We start from the raw sequence: 25827 nt of genomic DNA on the forward strand, positions 1-25827 counted from the left end.
GGCGGGACCGGCCCGGTCCGGCGCAATCCGCAGGTCCGGCGCGCCTCGGCGCCCCTGCGACTCGACGTCGGGCTGCATCCCGCGCCGATCAAGTCGGGGGATTTCCCGACAGGCACGGCGCCGGGCACGGTTTTCCCCGACTGACGCGGGCGGATCACGGCCTCCATCTGGCAGGAGCGGGCGCCGCGGCCGCGGGCCGGGGCGCCTCATCCCACGAAGCCAAGCTGAGGAAGGCACATGACCAAGATCACAGGTGCGGCGACCGCTCTCCTGGTCGCCCTCGCCGGTCCCGCCCTCGCCGGTCCCGCCCTCGCCGGTCCCGCCCTCGCCGGTCCCGCCCTCGCCGGTCCCGCCCTCGCACAGGGCAACGGCGCGCAGACGCAGACCAGCCCCTCCGCCGCGCAGGCCGGCCAGCCCGGGAGCCAGCAGCACGCGAGCCTCGTGACGGCCAACAAGATCCGTCAGGACCTGCAGAATGCCGGCTTCAGCGACGTCAAGGTGGTGGCGGAATCCTTCGTCATCCAGGCCAAGTCGAAGGACGGCGACCCGGTCCTGATGACGGTCGGGCCGCACGGCATGTCGATCTTCGAGACGCTCGGCAGCAACGACCTCAAGGGTGCGGACAAGACCGGCTCGACCAACGCGGCCGGGACGAGAGCGATCAAGGTCTCGCGGCTCACCGACATGAACCTCTACAACGCCAAGGGCGAGGTGCTCGGCGACGTCGAGCAGGTCGTGCGCGGCGGCGACGGGCATGCCAGCATCGTGATCGGGCACGGCGGCGTGCTCGGTCTCGGCGAGAAGCAGGTCGCGGTCCCGCTCGACAAGGTGTCGATGAACGGCGACCGGCTGGTCGCCCGCGGGATCACCGACGACCAGATCAAGGCGATGCCGGCCTGGACCAAGGGCAGCGGCACCCCGGTCAACGCCGACCAATCCGTCAGCGTCGCCACCAGCGGCTGAGCCCCCTCGCCGCGGCGGGCCGGAGAACCGAGCGGGCGACGCGGCATCCTGCCGGGGCGCCCGCTCTCCCCGGGGCGCCCGCGCCCCCTGCCCCGGACCAGCGCCGGGATCGCCCCGTCCCGCCGCGCGACCGGCCCCGCCGTCCCGCTCTCCCGCGCGGATCCGTGACGGCGGGGCCGGTCACGGCGGGGTCTCGCGCAGCCGATCGAGCCAGCCGCGGGCCGCGCCGAAGCGCACGATGTCGGCGCGCGTGCGCAGGTGCAGCTTCTCGGCCGCGCGCGCCTTGTAGGTCTCGACGGTCTTGACGCTGACGTCGAGCCGCAGCGCGATCTCCGTGTTGCTGAAGCCCTGGGCCGTGTGCCGGAGCACCTCCGTCTCCCGCGGGCTGAGATCCGCGCCGCCGGGTTCCGCGGACCGGGCGGCGGGCGCCCCGGGGAGCGCCTTGTCGGCCACGGCCGGGTCGAGGTAGAGCCCGCCCGCCGCCACCGCCCGGATCGCCCGCAGCAGCTCGTCGGCGGCCGAGCGCTTGAGGTAGCCGCGCGCCCCGGCCTGCAGCATCGGCTGCACGTAGGCCCGGCTCTCGTGCACGGTCAGGGCCAGGAGCTTCACCTGCGGGCATCGCTCGGCGAGGCGGCGCGCGAGGTCGAGTCCGTTGAGGTCCGGCAGCGACATGTCGATGATCGCGACGTCCGGCTCGGTCGCGCAGATGACCTCGAGCGCCTGCGAGCCGGTGGCGGCCTCGCCCACGAGGTGCAGGTCCGGCGCGCTCGCCAGCAGCGCCTTGATGCCGGTGACCACGATCGGGTGGTCGTCGGCCAGGGTCACGCGGATCTCGGCCATCGGGCCTCCGGCATCGGTGCGAGGGGGACGTCGATGAACAGGGTCGTGCCCGAGCCCGGCGCGGATTCGACGCGCAGGGTCCCGCCGATCAGGCTCAGGCGCTCGCGGATGCTGGAGAGGCCGAGGCGCCGCGGCCGCCCCTCCGCCGGCGGGGCGCAGGCCTCCGGGTCGAAGCCGGTGCCGTCGTCCTCGATCACCACGCCGAGGCGCTCGCCGCGGCGCTCCAGCACGACGCTGACATGGGTCGCGCGGGCGTGCTTGAGCACGTTCGTGAGGGCCTCCTGCGCGACGCGGTACATGGCGGTCTCCACCTCGAGCGGCAGGCGCGCGGACAACCCGAATGCCTGGACGTCAACGCCGAGCCCGTAGCGGGCGGTCCAATCGGCGCCGAGCGCCGCGAGCGCGTTGACGAGGCCGAGATCGTCGAGGGCGCTCGGGCGCAGGTCGGAGGCGGTGCGGTGGATGTCGCGCCCGATCTCGCCCGCGAGGCCCTGCAGCCAGCGGACCTGGTCGCGGGCCCGCGGCGGGCTCGGCCCGCGGGCGAGGAGATCCTCGAGTCCCTTCAGGCCGAGGGAGAGGCCGGTGACCGTCTGCCCGACCTGGTCGTGCAGCTCGCGGGCGATGCGCCGCTGCTCGTCCTCCTGGGCCTGGGCGAGGCGGCGCAGCAGGTCGTGATGCGCCGCCTCGGCGCGCTTGCGCGGCTCGATGTCGGCGATCACGCCGTGCAGCACCGCGCCCTCTCCGCGGCCCCCTCCCGCCCGCGGCAGGTCCGGGCGCTCCTCGCGGCCCATCAGGCGCCGCCAGCGCGCCTGCTGCCCGGCCGGGGTCACCCGGAACTCGATGTCGAGCCCCGCGCCCCGGCGCAGGGCCTCCTCGACCGCCGCGACCAGGCGGTCGCGGTCCTCCGGCGCGACGACGGCGAGGACGGCCCGGTCGGGCCACCCGAAGGCGTCCGGCGCCGCCGCCGTCGCGGGCAGGCCGAGGAGGTCGCGCGTCCGGGCGGAGCCGACGATGCGGCCGCCGCCCCGGTCCCAGCGCCAGGTCCCGAGCTCCGCGGCGGCGATCGCGACCGCGGCCCGCTCCTCGCTCGTCGCGAGCGCCAGCGCGGCGCGAAGCTGCTCGCCCCGCCGCCGCTCCGCGATCTCGCGGCCGGTCCGGACCGCGAGGCCCGCCGCCAGGGCCAGGGCGGCCGCGAGGCCGGCCACCAGCAGGATCAGCGACCGGGCGACCGGCTGGTCGAGGGCGTCGCTCGGGATCGCGAAGTGGACCGACCAGCCGCCGGTCCCGGCGAGCGTCTGGTAGACGGTGTCGACCTCGACCCCGTCCTGCGCCTCGCTGCGGTAGAGGCCCTGCGGGGCGCGCGCCACCGCCTCCCGCATCGCCGCGTCCGGGGGCCGGCCGACCCGCTCGTCGCCCGGCACGCTGCGGGCGATGAGCCGCCCCTCCCGGTCGACGATGGTGCCGATCCACCCCGCCGGCGCGCCGGCCTGGGCCAGGATGGCGCGGATGCCCTCGGGGCTGAGGCCGACGCAGAGCACGTCGCGCAGCGCCTGATCCCGCGCGACGGGCGCGCAGACGGAGACGAGGCGCTTGCCGCTGATCGGTCCGACGGGCCCGACGCCCCCGATCGCGGGCGCGCGCGTGCGCCGCACCGCCTCGATCGTCGGCAGGTCGGCCGCCGGCCCGAGCGCGCTGCCGAGCGGGCGCAGCAGGTTGAGGATCTGCCGGCCATCCGCGCCGACGAGCGAGACGGTCTCCCAGAGCGGTCGCGCGCGGGTGATGCGCTGCGCCTCGTCGTAGAAGGCGGCGAGGTTCGGCGCGTCGAGCGCCGGCGACAGGGCGAGCGTCGTCAGCACCGCGAGTTCCTCGCCGACCGCGCTCGTCACCCGCTCGGCCACCTGCGTCACGGTCTCGGCGGCGGCCCGCCGGACCCCGGCCCGGGTCTGGGTGGCGGCCAGGTAGGCGGCCCCGGCCCCGAACAGGACGATCGGGATCGTGGTGGCGAGGAGGAGCGAGATCAGCGGACCGCGCGCGACGGGCCGGGGCGGGGCGGTCGTGCATGCCGGTGTCTCGGGGTCGAGCATGCGCGCCTCATCCACGCGTCGCGCCGGGAGAGCGGGGCCGCCGCCCCCGTCGTGGCGGCAACGTCGCCGCGCCCGGGATGCTCCCGCGGGGTTCGCCGCGCGGCCCCGCGCCTCCCGGCCCCGTCCGGGAGGCCACGGACAGGGTCGCCGCATCTCCCGACCGGCGGCCGTCCCGGGCGGCCTCCCCTCAGGATCAGCCCCGCGTCGGGCGCGACCGGTCCCGCGCGGTCCGGCAGACCACCCGGGAGACCCACACCATGAGGACCATCTCGATCGGAATCGCCGCCGCCCTGTCCGTCGCGGTGCTGGCCGGACCCTGCACGCAGGACATCGCGCTCCTCGACGGGCAGATCTCGCGGATCGGCGTCGATCCGGCCGCGCGGGCGGGACACGAAGTGTTCATTCTCACCATTCGCGCGTTCCAGGATTAAAGTTCATCGAAATACGTGAAGTACAATAATATTAAATTGCCGTAATCTTGCTTGAACTCGTAAGTTTAGATATCAGATCGACGCGTGCGGGCGCCGCGATGCTTCTGCACCGGATCGGGATGCGGATTGGCGGCCCGGCGCGCGTCGCTGATGATCTCTCGGGTTCAGGAGCAAAGTCCCATGTCGATCCGATCTGTTGCCCCGGTTCTCGGCCTCCTCGTTCTGTCGGTCAGCCCCGCCCTGGCCATCACCGTGACCAATCAGGACAAGCGGGAGCACACGCTCACCATCGACCGCGGCGCGGAGGAGAAGGACGCGACGATCGCGCCCGGCGCCTCCCTGCGGGTCGATTGTCCGGACGGCTGCAGCCTGCGCACCCGCACGGCCGGCTACGACAGCGCCGCCGAGACCGGTGACCGCTGGGTGATCCGGCAGGACGGCCTGCTGCATCCCGCGGGCGAGGACCTGGCCACCGGCAGCCTCCGGGACAAGCCGGCCGCCGACCGGGGCGGCAAGGCCCCGACGCGGTGAGCCGGCGGGCCGGCGGGGGTGAAGCGGCCCCCGCCGGCCCCGGCTCCGCCGCGGGACGAACCCGTCCCGCCCGATCCGGTTCGCCGCCGCTCCCGCGTCCCGGGTGCGGCTCACTCCGCCGCGAGCCGCGCGGGCGCGCGCCGCCTCTCCGCCGCGTAGCGCGCGACGGCGCCGGCGAGGGGCGGCAGCGGCCGCCCGCGCTCGCTCGCCAGAGCGGTGTTGCGGTGGTCGGCCGGTGCGCGGAAGCCCGGAGCGGGGCGGGGCAGGCCGGCGGCCAGGGTCAGCCGCGTCGCGAAGCCCGCCCAGGTCGTCTCGCCCGCGTTGACGAGGTGCCAGAGGCCCGCCTCGCCCGCGGCGAGCAGGCCGAGGGCGGCGTGGACCAGGTCCGGCAGGTAGGTGGGCGAGACGATCTCGGGCCGCAGGAAGCGCCGGAGGCTGCCGGACCCGAGGCCGGCGAGGAGCAGGCCGGCCTCGTCGCTGGCGTCGGGGAGGCCGAAGACCACGCTGGTGCGCGCCACGAGCGCCCCCGGATGGGCGCCGAGGATGCCCGCCTCCCGCGCGGCCTCGCTGGCCCCGTAGGCGCCCGACGGCCGGACCGGATCGCTCTCCACGGCGGCGCTCCCGGTGCGGCCGTCGAAGACGAGGTCCGAGGAGAAGGCGAGGAGCCGCGCGCCCACCCCGGCGCAGAGCCCGGCCACCCGCTCGCCCCGGCGGATGTCGGCGCGGAACGAGCCGCCCGGATAGCGCTTGGCAGCGGCGGCGAGCGGAAGGCCAGTCGGGTCGATCACGGCCCAGGCCGGCTGCGCGGCCAGGTCATCCGGCAGCGCCTCCGGATCCACCACGGCCGCGGACAGGCCACGGGCCTCGCAGAGCCGCGCGATGGCCGCCCCGTAGGCTCCCGCCCGCCCGAGGACGACGAGGCGGGCCGCCTCGGGCGGCGGCGCCGGATCTCCGGGCTCCGCCCCGGGAGGGCCGGCCGCGGCGCGGCCGGGCCTCGTGCCGCGGGCCGGCCGGTCATCGTGCCGGGACCCGTCGCGGCGGTCCGGATCGTCGGGCGCGACGGCCTTCCGCGGGAAAGCGGCCCGAAGGGCCGCGATGCCCGGCGCCGCGAGCGCGTCGCGGTCCGCGCGCCGGTTCCCGCGGCCGGTCCGCGCGAGCGGCTCCCGGCCGGTCCGCGCGAGCGGCTCCCGGCCGGTCCGCGCGAGCGGCTCCCGGCCGGTCCGCGCGAGCGGCTCCCGGAAGGCGTCCGCGAAGCGACCGATGCCGCACGCGATCCCACCCCATGCCTCAAGCATCACGTCGAATCCCGCTCGGTCCATGACAAATGCGCGCCGCTTTCAAGCCATCGCTTCGCCAAACGTTCCAGATCTTGTTCTGTATCCAACCGCGCCGGAGCAACCTGTGTTAAGCAGATTGTGCGGGACGTTGCGCGGCGACGAGGTCCTGTTTCGCTGATTAACTTATGATCAGGGCGCGCCGGGCGGACGAACAGCGCTGATCGAGCGTGGAGGCGGGCATCGGGAGCCCGGCGGTCGAACCGCTCAGCCGGCGCCCGCCGCGGCCGGATCCGGACGGGTCCGCGCCCGGGTCGGCGGCCGGGCGAGCAGGACCGGCCGGGCGCCCTCCCCGGGCGCGTCGAGGGCGCGGTCGGGCGAGGGAAGGTCGAGGGAGCCGTCCGCCCGGATCACGAGGAGGCAGGTCCCGTCCTGAGCCGGCCCCTCTCCCCGGCGGCGCGCAGCTCGCGGACATCGAGGGCGAGGCCGCCCTCGAACACCACGATCGCCACCGCCAGCCCGACCAGGGGACGCAGGCTCGGCCCGAGAGCGGCGCAGGGGCGCAGCAGGCCGAGCACGGGGCCGACCAGGACGCCGAGCGCCAGCAGCATCATGGTGGCCGGGACGCGCAGGCGGGCCGCGAGGCACTGCGCGGCCACCCCGCCCCGCCACCATGCACAGCACCGCGGTCGCTACGCCCTGCTCCATGCCCGTCCGCCGCGCCGGTGCGGCGGACGACAACGCGCCGCGAGGGGGCCGGATCGCGGCGGGCCGTCCTGCGGCGTCGGGGCGCGGCCGCGGCGGCCCCGGCCGCCGTCCCGCTACCGCGTGATCTGGTGCGGGGAGATCGGGTCGCTGCTCGGGAAGGTCTCCTCCAGGGCCTCGTCCAGGAGGCGGTCCTGCCGGTTCCGGAGATCCTCCCCGGGGACGCGGTTGCCGGGCGCGGCGGCGGCGGCCAGGTCGGCGCGCGACTTGCCCCGGCTGATCCCCTCCGGCCGGTCCGGCCGCCCGCGCCGGGGGGCACCGCCCGGTCCGCCCCGCAGGATGCCGGACCGCCACATCATTGCGGCCACGGCCGCGGCGGCGAGCCCGAGCGCGAGCGGGCCGAACAGGCCGCTCGACGGCGCCAGCGGGGGACGCCGCCGCGCTCCCTGCCGCAGGCCGCGCATCTTCGCGCGCGCGAAGGTCCGGGTGACCTCCTGCACCTCCGCGGGCGAGAGGGTTTCGCGCGCCAGGGGCAGCAGCTCGTGGGTGTGCCGGTAGAGGTGCTGGTCCACCAGGTAGGTCACGTCCTCGAAGGTGCTGAGCCAGCCCTCGCTGCCGCGGCGGTGGCGGCGGGCCAGCTGATCGAGCTGCCGCATCACCTGCCCGCGCTCCCGCCGCAAGTCGTCGAGCAGCCCGCCGGCCCGGCCATGCGCGCCGAGCGCGTCGAACAGGCTCGCCTCGAGGGCCTCCGCGTGGCCCTCCAGCTCGTCCATGAGGTCGGCCAGCAGCCGCTCGCGGCTGCGCACCACGCCCGGTCCGTTCAGCGCGTAGGGGATCTCGCGGACGAGCGCGGTGATGTTGGCGTGATCGCGTGCGGTCAGTTGCCAGATGTCCATGAGTCGCGCTCCGTCGATGGCGCCTTCCAAACTCGCGCCGATTCGGGGTGTTCCCGCATCGGCCGGCGGAAGGCCGGCGCACGGCGTGATCGGTCCCTCCCCCCGGAGGTCCTGGAGCCGAGTTCCTGGAGCCGAGTTCCTGGAGCCGGAGTTCCTGGAGCCGGAGTTCCTGGAGCCGGAATTCCGGGAGCCTGCGGGTGACGTGAACCGTCGAGGTGCCGAGCGCGGCGCCGCGTTCGGCCCGGGTCACCGGCAGGGCGCCGGTCCCGTCCGCGACCATCGCGGCCGCTCCCAGGCGCCGCGCGCGCGAACGCCGCGGGTTCGGCCAAACCCCGCCTCTCGGCGTTACCTCCCGCGCAGCCGCACTGGGTGGCTGCCCTCGCGTGTGAGGGAGTGTGAGTATGAAGACGCTTGTTCTGACGAGCCTCGGGGCTCTCGCGCTCGGCGCCGGAGCCCTGCTGGGCTCCTCCTCCGCCCGGGCCATGGGAGACGGCTACGACGCGTTCGACGTCCCCCGGACGGTGGTGACGCGCCGCACCATCGTGGAGAGGCGGGTGATCGCGCCGCCGCCGCGGGTGGTGCGCGAGGTCGTGGTCGAGCGCCCGGTGATCCGCCCGCGCCCCGTCCTGCGCGAGGTCGTGGTGGAGCGTCCCGTCGTGTACAGGCCGCGGCCCGTCGTCGACGAGGTGGTCGTGGAGCGGTACGGCGCCTACGGGCCGCGCCGGTTCGGGCCGGGCCCGGTCGGATTCGGCCCCGCCGACGATCCGGCCGATTGGTAGCAGGCCCCGCTCCGGCCGGCTCCTCGGGTGGGAGCCGGCCGCCGGGTCGCCCCAGCCGGTCGCCCGGACACGTCCGTGCCGGCGGACGGCGCCCGAGCGGCCCCGGCCTCCGGATGGGCCGCCGCCCCGCCGGGCGCCGCGCGGGTTGCGGCGTCCCACGGTCAAGCTTTCGGGCGGAGCCGTTCCTCCTGTATTCTTCAATACTGAGCGCACGCCCTCATCTTCGGCCCACTTCCAGCCCTAGAAAGGCCTCAGTCCTCAGTGCAAAACGGCGTCACTCATTAAACGTGTGACGTTTCCTCTCATGGGCCGGCAACCCTCCTCGTACAGTCGAGCTCGGCGCGCGATCGTGTCCGTCGTGGTGGCCGTGGCCGCGCTCATCGCGGCCGTGCCGAGTGGCCGGGCCGAGGCCCCGTCCGGCCGGAAGGGGCGGCCGGCGGAGAGCTTCGCCGCCCGCAGCGAGCGCGCCAATTCCGGCGTCGTCACGGTCATCTCCGGCACCGTGTCCGGGACCTTCATCCAGATCGCGAACGACCTCTCGTTCGTCCTCGACGACGGCGACGCGCTGCGCATCCTCCCGGTCATCGGCAAGGGGGCGGACCAGAACCTTCGCGACATCCTCATGCTCCGGGGGATCGACCTCGGGATCGTGCGCTCGGACGGCCTGGAGGCCCTTCGCCGGGATGCGCAACTCGGCGGCGCGGCCAAGTCGCTGACCTACATCGCGCGCCTGTTCACCGACGAGGCCCACCTCATCGCCGGGCCGGACATCACCAACATCCGTCAGCTCGCCGGCAAGATGGTGAACTTCGACCTTCAGGGCAGCGGCGCCAACTATACGGGCCGCCTGATCTTCGAGCTGCTCGGCATTCCGGTGGTGGCGACCAACTACGACCAGCTGACCTCCTACGAGATGCTGAAGAGCGGCGAGATCGCGGCGACGTTCCAGATGTCCGGCAAGCCCATCCCGGCCGTCGCGAAGCTCGACGCCGCGAACCGGTTCCACCTGCTGGAGGTCCCGTTCGACCAGAAGATCGCGGAACTCTACCTCCCGGGCGAGTTCACGCACGAGGATTACCCGAACCTCGTTCCCGGCGGGCCGGTCAAGACGGTCACGGTCAGCTCGATCCTCGCCGCCTACAACTGGCCGGAGAAGAGCGACCGGTACCAGAAGATCGCGCGGTTCACCGAGGCGTTCTTCTCCAAGATCGCGGCGTTCCAGCAGCCGGCGCGTCATCCCAAATGGGCCGAGGTCAATCTCGCGGCGGAGATTCCCGGGTGGACGCGGTTCAAGGCGGCCCAGCAATGGCTCGACAGGAACAGGCCGAGCGAGGCCGCCGGCCCCGACGCCGAGAGCCGGGCCTCGTTCAACAGGTTTCTCGACGCGAGGGGCCGGGCGGACGCCGCCGCGGAGGACCGCGAGGCGCTGTTCCGCGACTTCGTGCGGTGGCAGCGGCGAGCGCAGGGCGCCAAGGACGAGGGACGTGAGCGATGAGTGCGGTGCCGAGATCCGATCCCGCGGTGCTCAGGCTGATCGAGGGCGACGAGGCCGCCCCCGATGCCGAGGATCCGGCGGGCGAGTTCTGCCACCCTCTTCCCCGCCTGACCGAGGCCGGTCACGGCGCGGGGCCGCGCCGCGGCGTCCGCCGGAGCCTCGCCGTGGCGGCCGGCGTGCTCGTCCTCGCCCTCCTCTCGGTCGGGTCCGTCACCGCGCTGATCGCGGTGCGCGGCGGCCTGCCGGTGCGGGGCGAGCCGTCGAGCGGGCCGGACGCCCCCGCGCCGCGCGCGCATCGCGGCGCGCCGACGCCCTCGGCCCCGCCCGCCCCGGACCTGCGCGCGGCGGTGGAGGTCCTGCGCGACGAGTTGCGGCGCACGGGGGGCGAGCCGAGCCAAGCGGCATCCCCGCCCGCTTCGGCCGCCGTGACCGTCCCGACCGTCGCGACCGTCGCGGCCATCCCCCCGGCGGTGCCGGCCGTCGCGGCCGATCCCGCCCGCGCCGCGTCGGAGGCGCGGGGCCCGGTCGTCGAGGTCGCCTCCGCGGACATCGTCCCCGCCGCGCTCATCCCCGCCGCGGCCCCGGTCCCGCCCAGGGCCGCCGGCGGCGAGTTGACCCCGCAGGGCGCGGCGCTGCTGGCGCGGGCCCGCGGCGCGGTCAAGCTGGGGGACATCGCCGCGGCGCGCCGGCTCCTGGAACACGCGGCGGCGGACAACCACCCGCTCGTCCTCGAGGCGCTGGCCGAGACCTACGACCCGTCCCGGCTGTCCGCGTGGCGGGTCAAGGGCGTCAAGGCCGACGTGGCGCGGGCCCTGACCCTGTACCGGAGCGCCGCCAGCGCCGGCTCCGCGAGCGCGGCCGCGCGGCTGACGAGCCTCGAACGGGCCGATGGCGGGGCGGCCCAGCGCTGATCCGGTGGACGGCCCGCCAGGGTGCCGGCCGGCTCCTCCCGGAGGAACCCGCCTGTCCGGCGAGCCCGCCGGGCCGCGAAGTCCCGGCCCGCCGATGGAATGACCGGGGCGGCCGCGCCCCGGCCGCGTCGCCCCGCTCGCATGCGCGGGCCTCCGCGCCCATTCCGGTCGCCGCACCTGTCAGGAGGCACGGGGGTTCGCCGGTCGCGAACCCGCGCCGTCCGGTGGATGGGCCGGCGCGGTCTCGCCGCGCCTCGACCCGGGCGGGGACGCCCTCCTGCGATGGAAGGCGCCGGACTCCGCCCGCGCTGCGGCGCGTCGGCGCGGCGGCCTGAGGCCTGCCGGGGCAGGGCCCGCATCGCCTGCGCCATCGCACAGGTTCGCCCGCGGGAAGCACCGCCGGACCTCCCGGGCCGCCATCCGTCCCGGCCCAGCCCGGGACCCGCGGACCGCTGCGGACGCCGATCCCTCGCGCCCGTCACGGGCGCCTGGACGCTCCTGACGGACCCTGGCGCTCGGCACCGGACGCGGAGAGTTGCGGCGGCCCGGCCCGCGGTGCTCGGGCGGCCGCGAGGGTGTTCGGCTCTTCCCCGCCTCGGTGTCTCGGCCTCCGCTGTGCGCGCCGAGCGACGCCCGCCGCGGGAGCGTCGGCGTCATCGCCCGGAGAGGGATCCCGCGGGCGAGGAGGGGCGGACCCGCGAAGGGCACCCCCCTTGCCGCCCAGGCGGCGCAACCCCATCTCCTGACCATCCGGTTGGATGGTCAGGAGATGGCGCACATGACGGGCAACCTGCACGACCCGCGGACCAGGACGCCCGACAGCGAGAAGATCACGGTCAATCTCGGCTTCGTGGATCTCGGGCGCGTCGACCTGATGGTGCGCGACGGCTTCTACGCCAACCGCGCCGACTTCATCCGCACGGCGGTGCGCAACCAGCTCGACCGGCAGGAGGAGGCGATCCGCACCTCCGTGGCGCGCAGGCAGCTCAGCCTGGGCCTGGCGCACTTCTCCCGGCGGGACCTGGAGGCGGCGCGGGACAGCGGGCGCCCCCTCCACATCCAGGTTCTCGGCCTCGCCAGCATCGCCGACGACGTCACGCCCGACCTCGCCCGCGCGGCCATCGCCTCGGTCCAGGTGCTCGGCGCCTTCCACGCGAGCGCCGCCGTCAAGGCCGCACTCGCCGACCGGACCACCTGACCGCCCCCCGCCACCAGCCCGGCGCTCCCGCCCGCTCCGGGCATCGAAGGACCATGACATGACCCAATTCAGCACGATCGACATGGCCGAGGTGACCCGCCTCACCCGGGCCGGCAAGCTCGCGGAGGCCGTGGCGATGCTCCAGGGCCGGTCGGTGCCGCGCACCGCGAACGACGCCCCGGCGCAGGGGCCGGGGCGGCCGGCCTGGAGCAGCGAGCGCCCATCCCCGACCTCGTCCCCGACCTCTTCCCGCACCTCGTCCCGGACCCTTTGGCCGACCATCGACATGGTGCCTCCGGCGGGACCGGAGGGGGCCTGGACGGCCCCGCGCGAGGCCGAGGAGCGCAATGCCGACGCGCCCGCGGGCGGCGACCGGCCGGCGCGCTTTCCGGACCTGTCCGAGGCGATGCGGGCGGTTCGCGATCGGCTCGGCCAGCCCGGCGCCTTCGGCCCGGCAGAGGGGCTCGGGGCCGTCCGTCCACGCGCGGTCCCGGTGCCGGAGGGCGCCCGGTTCGAGGAGCGCAGCTTCGCGAACGCGGCGGGCAGCCGGACCTACAAGGTCTTCGTCCCGAGCGGCTATTCCGGTCAGCCGCTCCCCGTGGTGGTGATGCTGCACGGCTGCACGCAGAACCCGGATGATTTCGCCCTCGGCACGCGGATGAACGACCTCGCCGAGGAACACACCTTCCTGGTCGCCTACCCGCGCCAGCCCCAATCCGCGAACATGCAGAAGTGCTGGAACTGGTTCAACGCCGCCGATCAGGCGCGCGACGGCGGGGAGCCCGCCCTGATCGCCGGCATCGCGACCGCCGTCGTGGAGGAGTTCTCGGCCGATCCGTCCCGGGTCTACGTGGCCGGCCTGTCCGCGGGCGGCGCGGCCGCGGCGATCATGGCGGCGACCTATCCGGATCTGTTCGCCGCCGTGGGCGTGCATTCGGGGCTGGCCTGCGGCGCCGCCCGGGACATGCCGTCGGCCTTCGCCGCCATGAACGGAGGGGCGGCGGTCCAGCCGAGGCGGGGCGGGCCGGCCGTGCCGACCATCGTCTTCCACGGCGACGGCGACCGGACGGTCAATCCCGTCAACGGGGATCAGGTCATCGCGCAGGCCAAGCCCGCCGGGACGCTGGTCGCGGCCGTGACCCGCGGCGAGTCCCCGGGTGGGATCGCCTACACGCGCACGGTCCACGCCGACGAGACCGGGCGGGCGGTCCTGGAGCAGTGGCTGCTGCACGGCGCCGGCCATGCCTGGTCGGGCGGCAGCGCGGACGGCTCCTACACCGATCCGCGCGGCCCCGATGCCAGCCGGGAGCTGATGCGCTTCTTCCTGGCACACGCGCGCGCGCCGAGCCCATCCCGGCACTGAGCGCGACGGGACCGAGAGCCGATGCCCGGACCGCCCGCGTGCCGCGGGGGCGGTGCCGGGCGCCCCCCGCGTGCCGCCCCGGGAGGCCCATCCCGGCGCGGGCACGGGATCCGTCGCGGCGGCACGCTCCGGCTTGCGGGGCTTCCCGCCGGCGCGACGGGCGCCGCGAGGTCCGTCGACGCGGCCGGCCTGGTTCGGAGATGGGCGGCGCGCCGCGGCCGGGAGAGGGACGGACCCGTCCAAAGATCCGACTCCCCACGCTCGGATTTCCGAACATGGGCAGATTTTCGGCCTAAACCGCCCGACGGAACACGGATATGCAGCTCAAGCTGCGCAATTGAGGGCGGATCCGGCCAAGCGTTTATTGTGACGGATTGCCCTAAATTGACTTGTGATACATCCTCTTCTCTGATTTTCTGGTCGCAATCGAGCGCTTGAGCCGCGGCTCAAGCTGTGCCGACGCGCGCGCACCCGGGCTGTCCTTGGCGGGCGGGAGCATCGGCACGGAATCAGGGAGGTGCGTCGATGCCACTGAACCTCACGCAGAAGCTCGTCCGCTCGCACCTCGTCGAGGGCACCCCGGAGCCGGGGCAGGAGATCGCCCTCAGGATCGACCAGGCGCTGCTGCAGGACGTCCTCGGCAGCCTCGTCATGCTCGAACTGGAGGCGATGGGCGTCGAGCGGGTCAAGGTCGAGCTCGCCGCGCAGTACGTCGATCACAACCTCGTCCAGAACGATCACCTCAACGCCGACGAGCACCTGTTCCTGCGCTCCGCCTGCCGCCGCTTCGGCGTCTGGTACAGCCGGCCGGGCAACGGCATCAGCCATCCCGTCCACATGCAGCATTTCGGCAAGCCCGGGCGCACGCTGGTGGGCTCCGACAGCCACACGCCCGCGGCCGGCTCCCTCGGCATGCTGGCCTTCGGGGCGGGCGGGGTCGAGGTCGCGCTCGCCATGGCGGGCGAGCCGCTTCACCTGCGCATGCCGCAGATCTGGGGCGTGCGCCTCGCCGGGACCCTGCCGGATTTCGTGAGCGCCAAGGACGTGATCCTGGAGATGCTGCGCCGCCACGGCGTCGAGGGCGGGTTCGGCCGCATCGTCGAGTATTACGGGCCGGGCCTCGACGGGCTCTCGGCCATGGACCGGCACGTCATCGCCAACATGGGCGCCGAACTCGGCGCCACCACGAGCGTGTTCCCCTCCGACGAGGCGACGCGCGGCTTCCTGCGCAGCCAGGGGCGCGAGGCGGACTGGATCCCGCTCGCCGCCGACGAGGGCGCGGCCTACGACCTGCACGAGGAGATCGACCTCTCCGCCCTCGAGCCGCTGATCGCCAAGCCCTCCAGCCCCGGCAACGTCGTGCCGGTGCGCGAGGTGGCGGGCGAGGAGATCTACCAAGCCTACATCGGCTCCTCGGCCAATCCGGGCTACCGGGACTTCGCGGTCGCGGCCGCGATGGTGAGGGGGCGCCAGGTCCACGACCGCGTTTCCTTCGACGTCAATCCGAGTTCGCGGCAGGTGCTGGAGACGCTGATCGCGACCGGCGAACTCGCCGACCTCGTCCGGGCGGGGGGGCGCGTGCACCAGGCCGGCTGCAACGGCTGCATCGGCATGGGGCAGGCGCCGGCCTCGGGGCGCAACTCGCTGCGCACGGTGCCGCGCAACTTCCCCGGCCGATCCGGCACGCGCGAGGACAGCGTGTACCTGTGCAGCCCGGAGACCGCCGCGGCCTCCGCGCTGACCGGCGTCATCACCGACCCGCGCGGCCTCGGCCTCCCCTGCCCGCGGATCGCGCCGCCCGACACCTATCCGGCCACGCTCGCGATGCTCGTGCCCCCGCTCGACGCCGAGGCGGCGCGCGCGGTGCGGCTGGAGAAGACCCCGAACATCACCACCCTGCCCGAACTCGGCCGGCTGTCGGACAGCATCCGCGTGCCGGTGCTGCTCAAGGTCGGGGATGACATCTCGACCGATGACATCATGCCGGCGGGCGCGCGCGTGATGCCCTACTGGTCGAACATCCCGAAGACGAGCGAGTTCACCTTCGGGCCGATCGACGCGACCTATCCGGACCGCGCGCGGCAGGCCGGCCGGGAGCGGGCGGGCCACGCCATCGTGGCCGGCTCGAATTACGGCCAGGGGTCGAGCCGGGAGAACGCCGCGCTCGCGCCGCGCTATCTCGGGCTGGAGACCGTGCTGGCCAAGAGCTTCGCGCGCATCCACTGGCAGAACCTGGTGAATTTCGGCGTGCTGCCGCTCACCTTCGCGGACCCGGCGGATTACGAGGGCCTCGCATGCGGCGACCTGATCGAGATCGACGGGATCGCCGCCGCGCTGCAGGCGGGCCACGAGATCGTCGCCCGCGTCGGCGGGAGGCGGATCACCCTGCGCCACGACCTCTCGCCGCGCCAGATCGCGCTGCTGCTCGGGGGCGGGGTCATCAACTGGCTGCGCGAGCGGCTGGCGGCCCGGGGCGACGGGGGATCCGCGCAGCACGTCGCCTGACCTCCCGCTCCGAACCGGCCGAGACCGCGATGCCGACACCCGCTCCCGCCCCGTCCAGCGGCCCCCTGACGGGCCCGCGCGTCCTCGGCCCCGGGCCCCGCGTCGCCGCCCCGTTCGAAGCGCGGCGTCGCGCCGCCCCGGCGCGGCCTGCCGGCGGGGGCGTGCGGGGGATCGAGGCCTCCTGCGCGGGCCTCGGCGGCCGCCCCTTCGCGCCCGGGGCCGCCGACACCGTCGCGGCCGAGGATCTCGCCGGGAGGGCCGCGCGGATGCGCGTCGCGGCCGGCACCGACCTCGGCGCGTTGATCGCGCGAGAGGGTGCGGCACTGCCGGGCGGCCTCGCCGGCGGGCGGGTGCGCGACGCCTACGGCGCCGGCACGGCCTGCCTCGCGCAGGCTGTCACCTGAGGCGAGACGGGGGCGCAGCGCAGCGAGACGAGGGAGGAACATATGGCAGCCGGCGATGCGGTCCTGCGCGAGGACGCCTCCGCTCCCTGGTACGCGGGCCTGACGGCGCGACATTGGCGCATCCTCTGGGGCAGCTACCTCGGCTGGATCTTCGACGGCTATGAGGCGGTGGCGCTGGTCTACGCGCTCCGCCCGGCGCTGAACTCCATTCTCACGCCCGAGCAGGCGCAGGCGCCCGCCTTCTACGTCGGCGCGGCGATCGGCATCACGCTGCTCGGCTGGGGGATCGGCGGCATGCTGGGCGGCATCGCGGCGGATTACATCGGCCGCAAGCGCATGATGATGCTCTCCATCCTCGGCTACGCCATCTTCACGGGGCTGACCGCCTTCGCCGGGAGCTTCGCGCAGCTCGCGCTCCTGCGCTTCATCACCGGCCTGGCGATCGGCTCGGAATGGAGCACCGGCATCGCGCTCGTCGCCGAGACCTGGCCGAACCGGGCGCGGCCGAAGGGCTGCGGCTTCCTGCAATCGGGCTTCGGCGGCGGCGCGGTGCTGGCGGCGATCGTCTGGGCGGTGCTGGCGGCGACCAACCCGCTCGGCTCCGAGAGCTGGCGCATCATGTTCGCGCTCGGCGCGCTGCCGGCCTTCGTCTGCCTCTACCTGCGCCGCGCGCTGGAGGAATCCGAGCGCTGGATGACGGCGCTCAAGGAGCAGCGCTGGGCCGCCACGACGGAGGACGCGCAGAGCGGCCGCGTGCACAAGACAGCGCAGCGCCCCTTCACGCTCACCGAGATCTTCCGCGAGCCGGAGAGCCGGCGGCGCGTGCTGCTGGCCACCGTGATGTCCTTCGCCACGACGGTGGGCTGGTGGGCGGTGTCGTCCTGGCTGCCGGCCTACACCGAGGCGCTGGCCAAGGCGGCGGGCGAGCCCGCCAACGTCTGGGGCCCGCGCATGGGCATCATCTACAACATCGGGGCGATCGCCGCCTACCTGGTCTCGGGCTTCCTCGCCGACGCGATCGGGCGGCGCAAATTCCTGATCCTGACCTATGCGGGCTGCCTCGCGACCTCGGTGCTCGCCTATGTGTGGACCGGCGGTCTGACCACCTTCATGGTCATCGCCTTCCTGAACGGGGTCTTCACGCTCGGCTTCTCGTTCAGCTGGATGGCGATCTACCTCGTGGAGCTGTTCACGCCGGCCGTGCGGGCGACCGCCGCGAGCTTCGTGTTCAACGGCGCCCGCCTGATCGCCTGGATCTTCCCGATCATCGCCGGCCAGATCGTCACCTCGTTCGGCGGCGTGGCGCGGGCGGCGCTGATCATGAGCAGCGTCTACGTGCTCGGGCTGATCGTGCCCTGGTTCATGCCCGAGACCACCGGCAGGCCGCTGCCGGAATAGAGGCGCGGGCGGACCGCCGATGCCCGGTCCTCCTGCCAGCGGTCATGTTCCACGACCGCCGGTCCCGTTCTCGACGCCTCGCCGCGCGATCCTGCGTCGTGCGCGAGCTCGATTCCCAAAGGCTCCGCCCGGGCGCGGCGGGCCGACGCGCGCGAGCTTCGGTGGGCGCCGCAACGGTGAACCGCGCACGACGTTGTGCTCGCACGACGCTCGCGAGGTGCACATGGCCCGTCGGCCCCATTCCGTCCTGCCGCTCCTGGCGCGGCAGGCCGCCAAGGTCCTCGGCCTCGCGGCCCTCGGCGGCAGCGGCGCGTGGCTCGCCTACAGCCGGTTCGCCGTCGATCACCGCCGGCCGCTGCCGAGAGCCCTTCCGGGCCGTCTCGACGCACTGGACACGCGGGCCGGCGCCGTCGCCCTGTACGGCAGCGCCGGCGGGAGCGGCCCTCCCCTGCTCCTCATCCACTCGATCAACGCGGCCGCGAGCGCCTACGAGGTCCGCCCGCTCTACCTCCACTACGACGGGCGGTGCCCCGTCTACGCCCTGGACCTGCCCGGGTTCGGCCTCTCGGAGCGCGCCCGCCGCCGCTACACGCCCGACCTGATGGTCGAGGCGATCCACGCGGCCGCCGGCGAGATCCGGCGGCGGCACGACGGGGCCGCCCTCAACGCCCTCGCCCTCTCCCTCTCGGCCGAGTATCTCGCCCGCGCGGCCCTCGAACGCCCGCGAGACTACCGCGGACTCGCCCTGATCAGCCCGACCGGGTTCGATGCCCGGCTCTCCGGCCGCTCTCCGCGCGGCGGCCACCGCGGCAGGGAGCGGCTGCGCGCGACCCTCGACGCGCCCCCCTGGGGCCGTGCCTTGTTCGATGCCCTGGTCAGCCGCCCGAGCATGCGCTTCTTCCTGGAGAAGACCTGGGGCTCGCCGGATATCGACGAGGGCCTGCTCGCCTACGGGTACGCGTCGGCGCACCGGCCGGGAGCCCAGCATGCACCCTTCTGCTTCATCGCCGGCCACCTGTTTCCGACGGATGCCACCGCGCTCTACGAGGCGCTCGACCTGCCCGTCCTGGTGATCCACGGCACGCGCGGCGACTTCGTCGACTACCGCGACCTTCCTCGATTCGCCGGGCGGCGGAATTGGACCGTGATGCGGCTGCCGACGGGCGCCTTCCCGCATTTCGAGGATCTCGCCACCGTCACGCGGGCCCTCGACGGTTTCGGGGCCGCGGTCACCGAGGTCGCGTCGGCGTAGCGAGGCCCCCCGCGGGGCGCCTCGCCGGATCGGGCCTGGCCGCCTCGACGGCGGTGACCGGGGCGGCCGCGGATGCTCCGGGCCGATCGCTGCCGGCGCCCGAGACCTGCCTCATCCGCCATCCGGTTGATGGCTTCGCCATCTCCCATTTCGGCCATGCGGATGTCGTCTTCGCTCAGGCGCCGCGCGGGCTTGTCATACGTCATCCGGTTGATGGCTCCGCCATCTCCGATTTCGGCCATGCGGATGTCGGCTTCGCTCAGGCGCGGCGCTCAGGCGCCGCGCGGGCTCGTGATCCGGGATCCGCGTCGATCACGCGGATCCCGCATCAGGTCTGCAACTCGGCCATGCCGGGCGCTTGGCCGTGCGCCGCTTGGCCGTGCGCCGCGGCGATCTTCCTCATCAGGTCGATGAAGAGCTTCCGCTCCGCCGGAGAGAGGGTGGCGATCGTGTCCGCGTGGGCCTGCCGAACCGCGTCCGCCATCGCGGCGTGGATCTCCCGGCCCTCGTCGGTCAGGCGGCACTGCTGCGAGCGGCGATCGACGGGGGAGATCGTCCGGCTGACGAACCCGCGCGCTTCGAGGCGCCGCAGCGCGCCCGTCGTCGTGGTCCTGTCCAGCGCGACGGCGTGCGCCAGGGTCGTCTGATCGGCCTCGCCCCGCACCATCAGTTCCGACAACAGGCTGTACTGCAGCGGCGTGACGCGGAAAGCGGCGCAGCGCTCAGAGAAGAGGCTGACGTGGATCTGATAGAGTCGCCGGACGAGGAAGCCCGGACGGTCGATCAGCGGCCAGATCCCTCCCGCCGCCTCGGGCCCGCGCGAATCTGCGCGCGCAACGGGCAGTGCTGCCTCCTTGGCCAGATCTCCGGCACCGTCCTCCATCGCTGAGCCCTCCGTTGCTCATCGCTCCAACCTGGCACGCATCCTGCTACCAACGAATTGCGAAGCATGCTTCTTTTTTCGCATTATCCTGCATGGGCTCACTGGGGCGCGGCGAACCAACAGGTAAGGTAGAGCGATGGATGGCACCCGGTACGACCTGCTGCTGCGCGGCGGGCGCGTGATCTGCCCAAAGAACGGCATCGACGGCATCCGTGACGTCGCAGTGCGCGGCGGTCGCATCGCGAACATCGCCGAGACCATCCTGCCATCGAGCGCCGCGGAGGTGATCGACGTCTCCGGAAAGCTGGTGCTGCCGGGGCTGATCGACACGCATGCCCACGTCTACCAGTATGTCACCGGCCGCTTCGGTCTCAACCCCGACATGGTGGGCGTGCGCTCGGGAGTCACCACCGTCGTCGACCAGGGCGGTCCGTCGTGCATGACCCTGCCGGGATTCCGGCATTATATTGCAGAAACCTCCGACACGCGGGTGCTCGCCTTCCTGTCCGCCTACCTCGTCGGAGGTCTCGAAGGGCACTTCTATCCCAACCTCTACAGCCCGGACGGCGTCGACATCGACGCCACCGTCAAGGCCGCGGTGGAGAACCGCGACCTCGTGCGCGGTATCAAGGGCCATGCCGAGATCGGCGGCTTCGCCCGCTGGGGCATCAAGGTGATGGAGATGGCCGCCGAGATCAGCCGGCGCGCCGACCTGCCGCTCTACGTCCATTTCGGCCAGCTCTGGGGCCTGCCGGAATCCGGCGCCAATGGCGAGGACGCCGACACGATCATGGAGCGGGTGATCCCGCTCCTGCGCCCCGGCGACGTGCTCGCCCATCCCTTCACCCGCCACCCCGGCGGGTTCATCAACGAGCAGGGCGAGGTGCATTCCGTCATCAAGGCCGCGCTCGACGCCGGCCTCAAGGTCGATGTCGGCCACGGCAGTCACTTCTCCTACCGGGTGGCCCGGGCGGCGATCCCCGCCGGCGTGGTGCCCTACACGCTCGGCGCCGACATGCACGGCTACAACACGGAGGTGCCGCGGCCCGCGGGCACGCCCGACGCCCACCACGATGACGAGAACCACCCCTTCCTGGGCCAGGCACGGTTCAGCCTGACCCAGGCGATGTCCTCGATGATGGCGCTCGGCATCCCGCTCGAGGAGGTGGTGCCGATGGTGACCTCGCATCCGGCGCAGATGCTGGGCCTCTCCGACAGGATCGGGGCGCTCACCCCCGGCTTCGAGGCGGACGTGTCCGTGCTGCACGACGACCGTGGGTCCTTCCTGCTGCGCGACAACGAGGACACGCGGGTGGTCGTCGACCGGCTGCTGCGCCCGGCCTTCTGCCTGCGGGCGGGCAAGCGCTTCGACGCCGATTCGCCGATCCTGCCGCGGGCGATCGCGGCCTGATGGGCGCCTCCCCCTCTGCCGCGGGCGCCTCCCCCTCTGCCGCGGGCGCCTCCCCCTCCGCCGCGGGCGCCCGGGAGGGCGTGGGCGCGCCGCTCCCCCGCAAGGAGGACGAGCGTCTGATGCGCGGGCGCGGCCAGTACGTCGGCGACGTCCGGCTGCCGCGCATGCAGGACGTGGCCTTCGTGCGCAGCCCCCTGGCCCATGCCCGCATCCGCGCGATCCACGTGCCGGAGGAGTCTCGCGGCCGGGTGTTCACGGCCGCCGACCTCGACGGCGTCGCGCCGATCCGCGCCGTGTCGGGCCTGCCCGGGTTCAAGGTGTCCGAGCAGCCGCCGCTCGCGGTCGGCAAAGTGCGGCAGGTCGGGGAACTCGTCGCCTTCTGCGTCGCGCCGACCCGCGCGGAGGCGGAGGACATCGCCGCCTCGGTCGTCCTCGACCTCGAGGAGCTGCCGGCGGTCCACGACATGCTCGCCGCCCGCGAGCCCGGCGCCGCCCTCGTGCACGAGCACTGGGGCGACAACGTCTTCCTGGAGACGCTCGTCGACGTGGACATCGCCTCGGCCCTCGACGCGCCGATCAAGGTCTCCCGCACCATCTCCACGGCGCGCCAGTGCATGGCGCCGATCGAGGGGCGCGGCGTGGTCGCCCACTACGACCACCGCCTGGATCAGCTCGTCGTCCACACCGCGAGCCAGATGCCGCACATCGTGCGCAACGGCCTCGCCGAGTGTCTGCGGATCGAGCAGGAGCGCGTCCGCGTCGTCTCGCCGGACGTGGGCGGGGGCTTCGGCTACAAGGCGATCCTGCTCGCGGAGGAGATCTGCCTGGGCTGGCTGGCGCTCCGGTGCGGCCATCCCGTGCGCTGGCTGGAGGACCGGCGCGAGCATCTCACCGCGAACGCGAATTGCCGCGAGCACCATTACCGCATCACCGCCTATGCCGAGCCCGACGGCACCCTGCGCGGCATCGACTGCGAGGCCACCGTCGATTCCGGCGCCTACTCGGCCTACCCGTTCTCGGCCTGCCTGGAGGCCGCGCAGGTGGCGAGCATCCTGCCCGGCCCCTACGACTTCCCGGCCTATCGCTGCCGCACCTGGTCGGTGGCGACCAACAAGTGCCCGATCCTGCCCTACCGCGGCGTCGCCCGCACGGGCGTGTGCTTCGCGATGGAGCTGATCCTCGACGCGGTGGCGGCGGAAGCGGGCCTCGCCCCGGAGGTCGTGCGCGAGAGGAACCTCGTGCGGCCCGAGCAGATGCCGTTCGACAACATCACCAACAAGCACTTCGACAGCGGCGACTACCCGCAGGCATTGGCCCGGGCGCTCACCGCCATCGGTGCCGAGGGGGTGCGGGCGCGCCAGCGCGCGGGCGAGCCCGACGGACGGCGCATCGGGCTCGGGCTCGCGATCTACTGCGAGCAGGCGGCGCACGGCACCTCCGTCTACGCGGGGTGGGGCATCCCGATGGTGCCGGGCCACGAGCAGGCGAGCGCCCGGCTCACCCCGGACGGGGGGCTGGAGCTGCGCGTCGGCGCCCACTCGCACGGCCAGGGACTGGAGACGACCCTGGCGCAGGTCGCGCACGAGATCCTGGGCGTGCCGGTGGCGCGCACGCGGCTGGTGCACGGGGACACCGCCGCCACGCCCTACTCCACCGGCGCCTGGGGCTCGCGCATGATGGTGATGGTCGGCGGCGCGGTCGCGGCGGCCTGCGAGGCCCTGCGCGAGCGGGCCGTGCGGATCGGCGCGCACCTGCTCCAGGCCGAGCCGGAAGCCTGCCGCTACGAGGCCGGCCGGGTGATCGGCCCATCGGGCGACGTGCCGGTCGAGGCGATCGCCCGCACGTGGTACCGGCGCCCGCAGGACCTCGCGCCCGCCACCGATCCGGGCGGTCTCGAAGTCACGGCCGGCTACAAGCCGGTGCGGGATTCCGGCACGTTCTCCTACGCCGCGCACGCGGCGGTCGTGGCGGTCGATCCCGACCTCGGCGCCGTCGAGATCCTCGACTACGTGGTGGTCGAGGATGGCGGCACGCTGGTGAACCCGCTCGTCGTCGACGGCCAGATCTACGGCGGCCTCGCGCAGGGCATCGGCACGGCGCTCTACGAGGAGGTGCGCTTCGACGGCCGCGGTCAGCCGCTCGCCTCGACCTTCGCCGACTACCTCCTGCCTGGCCCGGCGGAGGTGCCGGCCGCGCGCATCGCGCACATGGAGACCCCCTCCCCGTACACGCGCTTCGGCCAGAAGGGCATCGGCGAGGGCGGGGCCATCGCGCCGCCCGCGGCGCTCGCGAACGCGATCAACGACGCGCTGCGCCCGCTCGGGGTCGAGCTGCTGCACGCCCCCGTCACCCCGCGGCGGATCGTCGAGGCGGTCCTCGCCGCGCGCGGCGCGCCGCGGCGCGCGAGGGCCGCCGCATGAAGCCCGCGCCCTTCGCCTACGAGCGGCCGCGCGACCTCGCCGCCCTCCTGGCCCGGCTCGGCGAGGCGCGAGGCTCCGTGAAGCTGATGGCGGGCGGCCAGTCGCTCGGCCCGATGCTCAACCTGCGCCTCGTCGCGCCGGACCTGATCCTCGACATCACCGGCCTGCAGGAACTCCGGCGGGCGGCGGTCGAGGGCGACACGCTCGTCCTCGGCGCGTGCGTCACCCACGCCGACATCGAGGACGGGCGGGTGCCCGACGTGACCGGGGGCGCGCTCCGGCGGGTGGCCGCGGCCATCGCCTACCGGCCCGTGCGCAACCGCGGCACGGTGGGCGGCAGCCTCGTCCACGCCGATCCCGCGGCGGACTGGGTCACGGCCCTGACGGCGCTCGGCGCCGAGGTCGAGATCGCCGGGCCCCGCCGGCGTCGGCGGCTGCCGGTGGAGCGCTTGGTCACCGGGGCGCTGGAGACCGCGCTCGAACCGGGCGAGGTCCTGGTCGCCGTTCGGGTGCCGGCCCGGCCCGAGAGCGTGGCCTGGGGCTACGTCAAGCATTGTGCCAAGATCGGCGAGTTCGCGCACGCCATCGGGGCCGTGCGGCTCGATCCCGCCGCCGGCCGGGGCCGCGCGGTGATCGGGGCCATCGAGGGGCCGCCCCTCCTCTTCGCCGACGCGCGCCCGCTCTTCGGCGGCCGGATCGGCCCCGATTTCGCCCGGCACTTCGACGCCGCCGCCGCGGAGCGCGCCCTCGCCGCCGCCGGCATGTCGGACGCGGTCGAGCGACACGTCCACGTCACGGTGCTCGCCCGCGCGGTGGCGCAGGCCGCGCGGCCCACCCCGATGCCCCTCACGGAGGTCGCATGAGCGCCGGACTGGCGGAGGCGCCCGCGGCAGCGGGGCGCGTGGCGCTGGGGCTGACGGTGAACGGCCGGCCCGTCCGGGTGGAGGCCGAGCCGCGCAGCCACCTCGGCGACGTGCTGCGCGAGGACCTGACCCTCACGGGCACGCATCTCGGCTGCGAGCACGGCGTCTGCGGCGCCTGCACGGTGCTGATCGACGGCGAGCCGGCGCGCGCCTGCCTCACCTTCGCGGGAGCCTGCGCGGGCGCCGAGGTCACCACCATCGAGGGCCTCGACGACGATCCGGTCGCGGCGGAATTGCGCGCAGCCTTCAACCGCGAGCACGCGCTCCAGTGCGGCTACTGCACGCCCGGCATGCTGGTCAGCGCGCGCGACCTCGTGCTGCGGCTGCCGGAGGCGGACGCGCAGCGCATCCGGGTCGGCCTCTCGGGCAATCTCTGCCGCTGCACCGGCTACGCCGGCATCGTGCGGGCGGTGGCGAGCGTCATCGCCGACCGCCGCGCCCGCGGCATCGGACCGAGCGGGCCCGCGCCGCGCCCGCTCGGTCCGGTCGGCGCGCGGGCCGGCGAGGGCCTCGCAGCGGCCCCGCGCCCCCCGGCGACCGCGGCCGCGGCCGCCCCGGGCGCCGCGCCGACGCTCGCCGGGACCTTCCGTCCGGCGCATCGCTTCACGCAGACGATCGACCTCGCCCATCCGCCGGAGGCGGTCTTCGCGCTCCTCGGCGACATCGCGGCGGTCGCCGCCTGCCTGCCCGGCGCCGTGCTCACCGGCCGGCCGGCCCCCGACGCGGTGGAGGGCGGCCTCCAGGTGCGGATCGGGCCGATCGCCGCCACGTTCCGGGGCCGCGCCCTCATCGAGCGGGACGTGGCCGCCCGCACCGGCCGCGTGCGCGGCGCGGGCAGCGACGCGGGCGGGCGCTCCGCCACCGAGGGCGAGATCCGCTACCGGGTCGAGCCCGGCGCGGAGCCCGGCACCGCGCGGGTCGCCCTCGAGGTCGGCTACAGCCTGACCGGGCCGCTGGCGCAGTTCGGCCGGCCCGGCCTCGTGCGCGACCTCGCCGGCCGCATCGCGGCCGCGTTCGCCCGCAACCTCGACGCGCAGCTCTCCGGGGCCGCGCCCCCCGCCCCCGCCGCCCTCAACCCCGTCCGCCTGCTCCTCGGCCTGATCCGCGCGCGCCTCGCGGCGTGGCTCGCCCGCGCCTGACCCCGTTCCCGCCCCCACCGGA

The 25827-nt window shown here is 74.5% G+C and carries 23 protein-coding genes; 16 read left to right on the forward strand and 7 right to left on the reverse strand.

Features of this window, described 5'->3' with window-relative positions; all coding sequences use genetic code 11:
* The first annotated feature begins 237 nt into the window (after window positions 1-237).
* On the forward strand, window positions 238-963 hold the full coding sequence (locus MET2598_RS0134080; RefSeq protein ID WP_018263859.1) for a PRC-barrel domain-containing protein: 726 nt from the start codon (window positions 238-240) through the stop codon (window positions 961-963).
* A 180-nt stretch (window positions 964-1143) separates the two neighbouring features.
* On the opposite strand, the gene MET2598_RS0134085 is transcribed toward MET2598_RS0134080, so the two are convergent.
* Both MET2598_RS0134085 and MET2598_RS0134090 read right to left on the reverse strand, forming a co-directional pair.
* Window positions 1144-1803, reverse strand: a complete 660-nt coding sequence (locus tag MET2598_RS0134085; protein ID WP_018263860.1) for a response regulator — start codon at window positions 1801-1803, stop codon at window positions 1144-1146.
* Entirely contained in the window at window positions 1785-3887 is a 2103-nt protein-coding gene (locus tag MET2598_RS0134090) for a sensor histidine kinase (protein WP_018263861.1), read from the reverse strand. Before MET2598_RS0134090 ends, MET2598_RS0134085 begins: the two co-directional genes overlap by 19 nt.
* Window positions 3888-4144: 257 nt before the next feature.
* Here MET2598_RS0134090 and MET2598_RS41815 point away from each other — a divergent pair, with 257 nt between their 5' ends.
* A complete protein-coding gene (locus MET2598_RS41815) occupies window positions 4145-4318 on the forward strand; it encodes a hypothetical protein (RefSeq protein WP_018263862.1) in 174 nt (57 codons plus the stop codon).
* 180 nt (window positions 4319-4498) lie between these two features.
* Entirely contained in the window at window positions 4499-4849 is a 351-nt protein-coding gene (locus MET2598_RS0134100; RefSeq protein WP_012335382.1) for a hypothetical protein, read from the forward strand.
* Between the two features lie 110 nt (window positions 4850-4959).
* On the opposite strand, the gene MET2598_RS0134105 is transcribed toward MET2598_RS0134100, so the two are convergent.
* The 4 genes from MET2598_RS0134105 to MET2598_RS0134120 form a co-directional block, all read right to left on the reverse strand.
* Window positions 4960-6144: a sugar nucleotide-binding protein gene (locus MET2598_RS0134105; protein WP_018263863.1), complete on the reverse strand. Its 1185-nt coding sequence runs from the start codon at window positions 6142-6144 to the stop codon at window positions 4960-4962.
* Between the two features lie 246 nt (window positions 6145-6390).
* Window positions 6391-6537, reverse strand: coding sequence for a hypothetical protein (locus tag MET2598_RS41820; RefSeq protein ID WP_018263864.1), 147 nt, complete (start codon window positions 6535-6537; stop codon window positions 6391-6393).
* Complete coding sequence (locus MET2598_RS0134115) at window positions 6534-6782, reverse strand: cation:proton antiporter domain-containing protein (RefSeq protein ID WP_018263865.1); 249 nt, start codon at window positions 6780-6782, stop codon at window positions 6534-6536. The genes MET2598_RS41820 and MET2598_RS0134115 overlap by 4 nt, the downstream gene beginning before the upstream one ends.
* A gap of 162 nt (window positions 6783-6944) precedes the next feature.
* Entirely contained in the window at window positions 6945-7724 is a 780-nt protein-coding gene (locus MET2598_RS0134120) for a hemerythrin domain-containing protein (protein ID WP_012335379.1), read from the reverse strand.
* A 401-nt stretch (window positions 7725-8125) separates the two neighbouring features.
* Here MET2598_RS0134120 and MET2598_RS0134125 point away from each other — a divergent pair, with 401 nt between their 5' ends.
* From MET2598_RS0134125 to MET2598_RS0134165, 9 genes are all read left to right on the forward strand, one after another.
* Entirely contained in the window at window positions 8126-8503 is a 378-nt protein-coding gene (locus MET2598_RS0134125) for a hypothetical protein (protein ID WP_012335378.1), read from the forward strand.
* 349 nt (window positions 8504-8852) lie between these two features.
* The gene (locus MET2598_RS0134130; protein WP_084673981.1) at window positions 8853-9998 is read left to right on the forward strand and encodes a TAXI family TRAP transporter solute-binding subunit; all 1146 of its coding nucleotides are present in this window, start codon (window positions 8853-8855) and stop codon (window positions 9996-9998) included.
* Window positions 9995-10909, forward strand: a complete 915-nt coding sequence (locus tag MET2598_RS0134135) for a hypothetical protein (RefSeq protein WP_018263867.1) — start codon at window positions 9995-9997, stop codon at window positions 10907-10909. The genes MET2598_RS0134130 and MET2598_RS0134135 overlap by 4 nt, the downstream gene beginning before the upstream one ends.
* Before the next feature lie 778 nt (window positions 10910-11687).
* Window positions 11688-12107 carry a CopG family transcriptional regulator gene (locus MET2598_RS0134140; RefSeq protein ID WP_012335375.1) on the forward strand — a complete coding sequence of 140 codons (420 nt, stop codon included), beginning with the start codon at window positions 11688-11690 and terminating at the stop codon, window positions 12105-12107.
* Window positions 12108-12165: 58 nt separating this feature from the next.
* Window positions 12166-13470, forward strand: coding sequence for an extracellular catalytic domain type 1 short-chain-length polyhydroxyalkanoate depolymerase (locus tag MET2598_RS0134145; protein WP_018263868.1), 1305 nt, complete (start codon window positions 12166-12168; stop codon window positions 13468-13470).
* A gap of 525 nt (window positions 13471-13995) precedes the next feature.
* Entirely contained in the window at window positions 13996-15975 is a 1980-nt protein-coding gene (locus MET2598_RS0134150; RefSeq protein WP_018263869.1) for an aconitate hydratase, read from the forward strand.
* 29 nt (window positions 15976-16004) lie between these two features.
* A complete protein-coding gene (locus MET2598_RS43240; protein ID WP_018263870.1) occupies window positions 16005-16379 on the forward strand; it encodes a hypothetical protein in 375 nt (124 codons plus the stop codon).
* Window positions 16380-16421: 42 nt separating this feature from the next.
* Window positions 16422-17777 (forward strand): MFS transporter, encoded by a 1356-nt coding sequence (locus MET2598_RS0134160; RefSeq protein WP_012331800.1) that lies wholly within the window; start codon window positions 16422-16424, stop codon window positions 17775-17777.
* Between the two features lie 223 nt (window positions 17778-18000).
* Window positions 18001-19029 (forward strand): alpha/beta fold hydrolase, encoded by a 1029-nt coding sequence (locus tag MET2598_RS0134165; protein ID WP_018263871.1) that lies wholly within the window; start codon window positions 18001-18003, stop codon window positions 19027-19029.
* Between the two features lie 328 nt (window positions 19030-19357).
* Here the strand turns inward: MET2598_RS0134165 and MET2598_RS0134170 are convergent, their stop codons facing one another.
* Window positions 19358-19912, reverse strand: a complete 555-nt coding sequence (locus MET2598_RS0134170; protein ID WP_018263872.1) for a MarR family winged helix-turn-helix transcriptional regulator — start codon at window positions 19910-19912, stop codon at window positions 19358-19360.
* A gap of 136 nt (window positions 19913-20048) precedes the next feature.
* Between MET2598_RS0134170 and MET2598_RS0134175 the strand changes: the two genes are divergently transcribed.
* The 4 genes from MET2598_RS0134175 (at window position 20049) to MET2598_RS0134190 (ending at window position 25805) form a co-directional block, all read left to right on the forward strand.
* Entirely contained in the window at window positions 20049-21323 is a 1275-nt protein-coding gene (locus MET2598_RS0134175) for an amidohydrolase/deacetylase family metallohydrolase (protein WP_018263873.1), read from the forward strand.
* A gap of 119 nt (window positions 21324-21442) precedes the next feature.
* The gene (locus MET2598_RS0134180) at window positions 21443-23743 is read left to right on the forward strand and encodes a xanthine dehydrogenase family protein molybdopterin-binding subunit (protein ID WP_051086619.1); all 2301 of its coding nucleotides are present in this window, start codon (window positions 21443-21445) and stop codon (window positions 23741-23743) included.
* The gene (locus MET2598_RS0134185; RefSeq protein WP_012335367.1) at window positions 23740-24606 is read left to right on the forward strand and encodes an FAD binding domain-containing protein; all 867 of its coding nucleotides are present in this window, start codon (window positions 23740-23742) and stop codon (window positions 24604-24606) included. Before MET2598_RS0134180 ends, MET2598_RS0134185 begins: the two co-directional genes overlap by 4 nt.
* Complete coding sequence (locus MET2598_RS0134190) at window positions 24603-25805, forward strand: xanthine dehydrogenase family Fe-S subunit (protein ID WP_018263875.1); 1203 nt, start codon at window positions 24603-24605, stop codon at window positions 25803-25805. The genes MET2598_RS0134185 and MET2598_RS0134190 overlap by 4 nt, the downstream gene beginning before the upstream one ends.
* Window positions 25806-25827 lie beyond the last annotated feature (22 nt).

The sequence above is a fragment of the Methylobacterium sp. WSM2598 genome (genome assembly GCF_000379105.1).
Classification (GTDB): Bacteria; Pseudomonadota; Alphaproteobacteria; order Rhizobiales; family Beijerinckiaceae; genus Methylobacterium.

What these genes read in the sequence shown, in the direction of transcription:
- MET2598_RS0134080 (WP_018263859.1), top strand. Translation starts at nt 238, where the DNA reads ATGACCAAGATCACAGGTGCGGCGACCGCTCTCCTGGTCGCCCTCGCC.
- MET2598_RS0134085 (WP_018263860.1), bottom strand. Translation starts at nt 1,803, where the DNA reads ATGGCCGAGATCCGCGTGACCCTGGCCGACGACCACCCGATCGTGGTC.
- MET2598_RS0134090 (WP_018263861.1), bottom strand. Translation starts at nt 3,887, where the DNA reads ATGCTCGACCCCGAGACACCGGCATGCACGACCGCCCCGCCCCGGCCC.
- MET2598_RS41815 (WP_018263862.1), top strand. Translation starts at nt 4,145, where the DNA reads ATGAGGACCATCTCGATCGGAATCGCCGCCGCCCTGTCCGTCGCGGTG.
- MET2598_RS0134100 (WP_012335382.1), top strand. Translation starts at nt 4,499, where the DNA reads ATGTCGATCCGATCTGTTGCCCCGGTTCTCGGCCTCCTCGTTCTGTCG.
- MET2598_RS0134105 (WP_018263863.1), bottom strand. Translation starts at nt 6,144, where the DNA reads ATGCTTGAGGCATGGGGTGGGATCGCGTGCGGCATCGGTCGCTTCGCG.
- MET2598_RS0134120 (WP_012335379.1), bottom strand. Translation starts at nt 7,724, where the DNA reads ATGGACATCTGGCAACTGACCGCACGCGATCACGCCAACATCACCGCG.
- MET2598_RS0134125 (WP_012335378.1), top strand. Translation starts at nt 8,126, where the DNA reads ATGAAGACGCTTGTTCTGACGAGCCTCGGGGCTCTCGCGCTCGGCGCC.
- MET2598_RS0134135 (WP_018263867.1), top strand. Translation starts at nt 9,995, where the DNA reads ATGAGTGCGGTGCCGAGATCCGATCCCGCGGTGCTCAGGCTGATCGAG.
- MET2598_RS0134140 (WP_012335375.1), top strand. Translation starts at nt 11,688, where the DNA reads ATGACGGGCAACCTGCACGACCCGCGGACCAGGACGCCCGACAGCGAG.
- MET2598_RS0134145 (WP_018263868.1), top strand. Translation starts at nt 12,166, where the DNA reads ATGACCCAATTCAGCACGATCGACATGGCCGAGGTGACCCGCCTCACC.
- MET2598_RS0134150 (WP_018263869.1), top strand. Translation starts at nt 13,996, where the DNA reads ATGCCACTGAACCTCACGCAGAAGCTCGTCCGCTCGCACCTCGTCGAG.
- MET2598_RS43240 (WP_018263870.1), top strand. Translation starts at nt 16,005, where the DNA reads ATGCCGACACCCGCTCCCGCCCCGTCCAGCGGCCCCCTGACGGGCCCG.
- MET2598_RS0134160 (WP_012331800.1), top strand. Translation starts at nt 16,422, where the DNA reads ATGGCAGCCGGCGATGCGGTCCTGCGCGAGGACGCCTCCGCTCCCTGG.
- MET2598_RS0134165 (WP_018263871.1), top strand. Translation starts at nt 18,001, where the DNA reads ATGGCCCGTCGGCCCCATTCCGTCCTGCCGCTCCTGGCGCGGCAGGCC.
- MET2598_RS0134170 (WP_018263872.1), bottom strand. Translation starts at nt 19,912, where the DNA reads ATGGAGGACGGTGCCGGAGATCTGGCCAAGGAGGCAGCACTGCCCGTT.
- MET2598_RS0134175 (WP_018263873.1), top strand. Translation starts at nt 20,049, where the DNA reads ATGGATGGCACCCGGTACGACCTGCTGCTGCGCGGCGGGCGCGTGATC.
- MET2598_RS0134180 (WP_051086619.1), top strand. Translation starts at nt 21,443, where the DNA reads ATGCGCGGGCGCGGCCAGTACGTCGGCGACGTCCGGCTGCCGCGCATG.
- MET2598_RS0134185 (WP_012335367.1), top strand. Translation starts at nt 23,740, where the DNA reads ATGAAGCCCGCGCCCTTCGCCTACGAGCGGCCGCGCGACCTCGCCGCC.
- MET2598_RS0134190 (WP_018263875.1), top strand. Translation starts at nt 24,603, where the DNA reads ATGAGCGCCGGACTGGCGGAGGCGCCCGCGGCAGCGGGGCGCGTGGCG.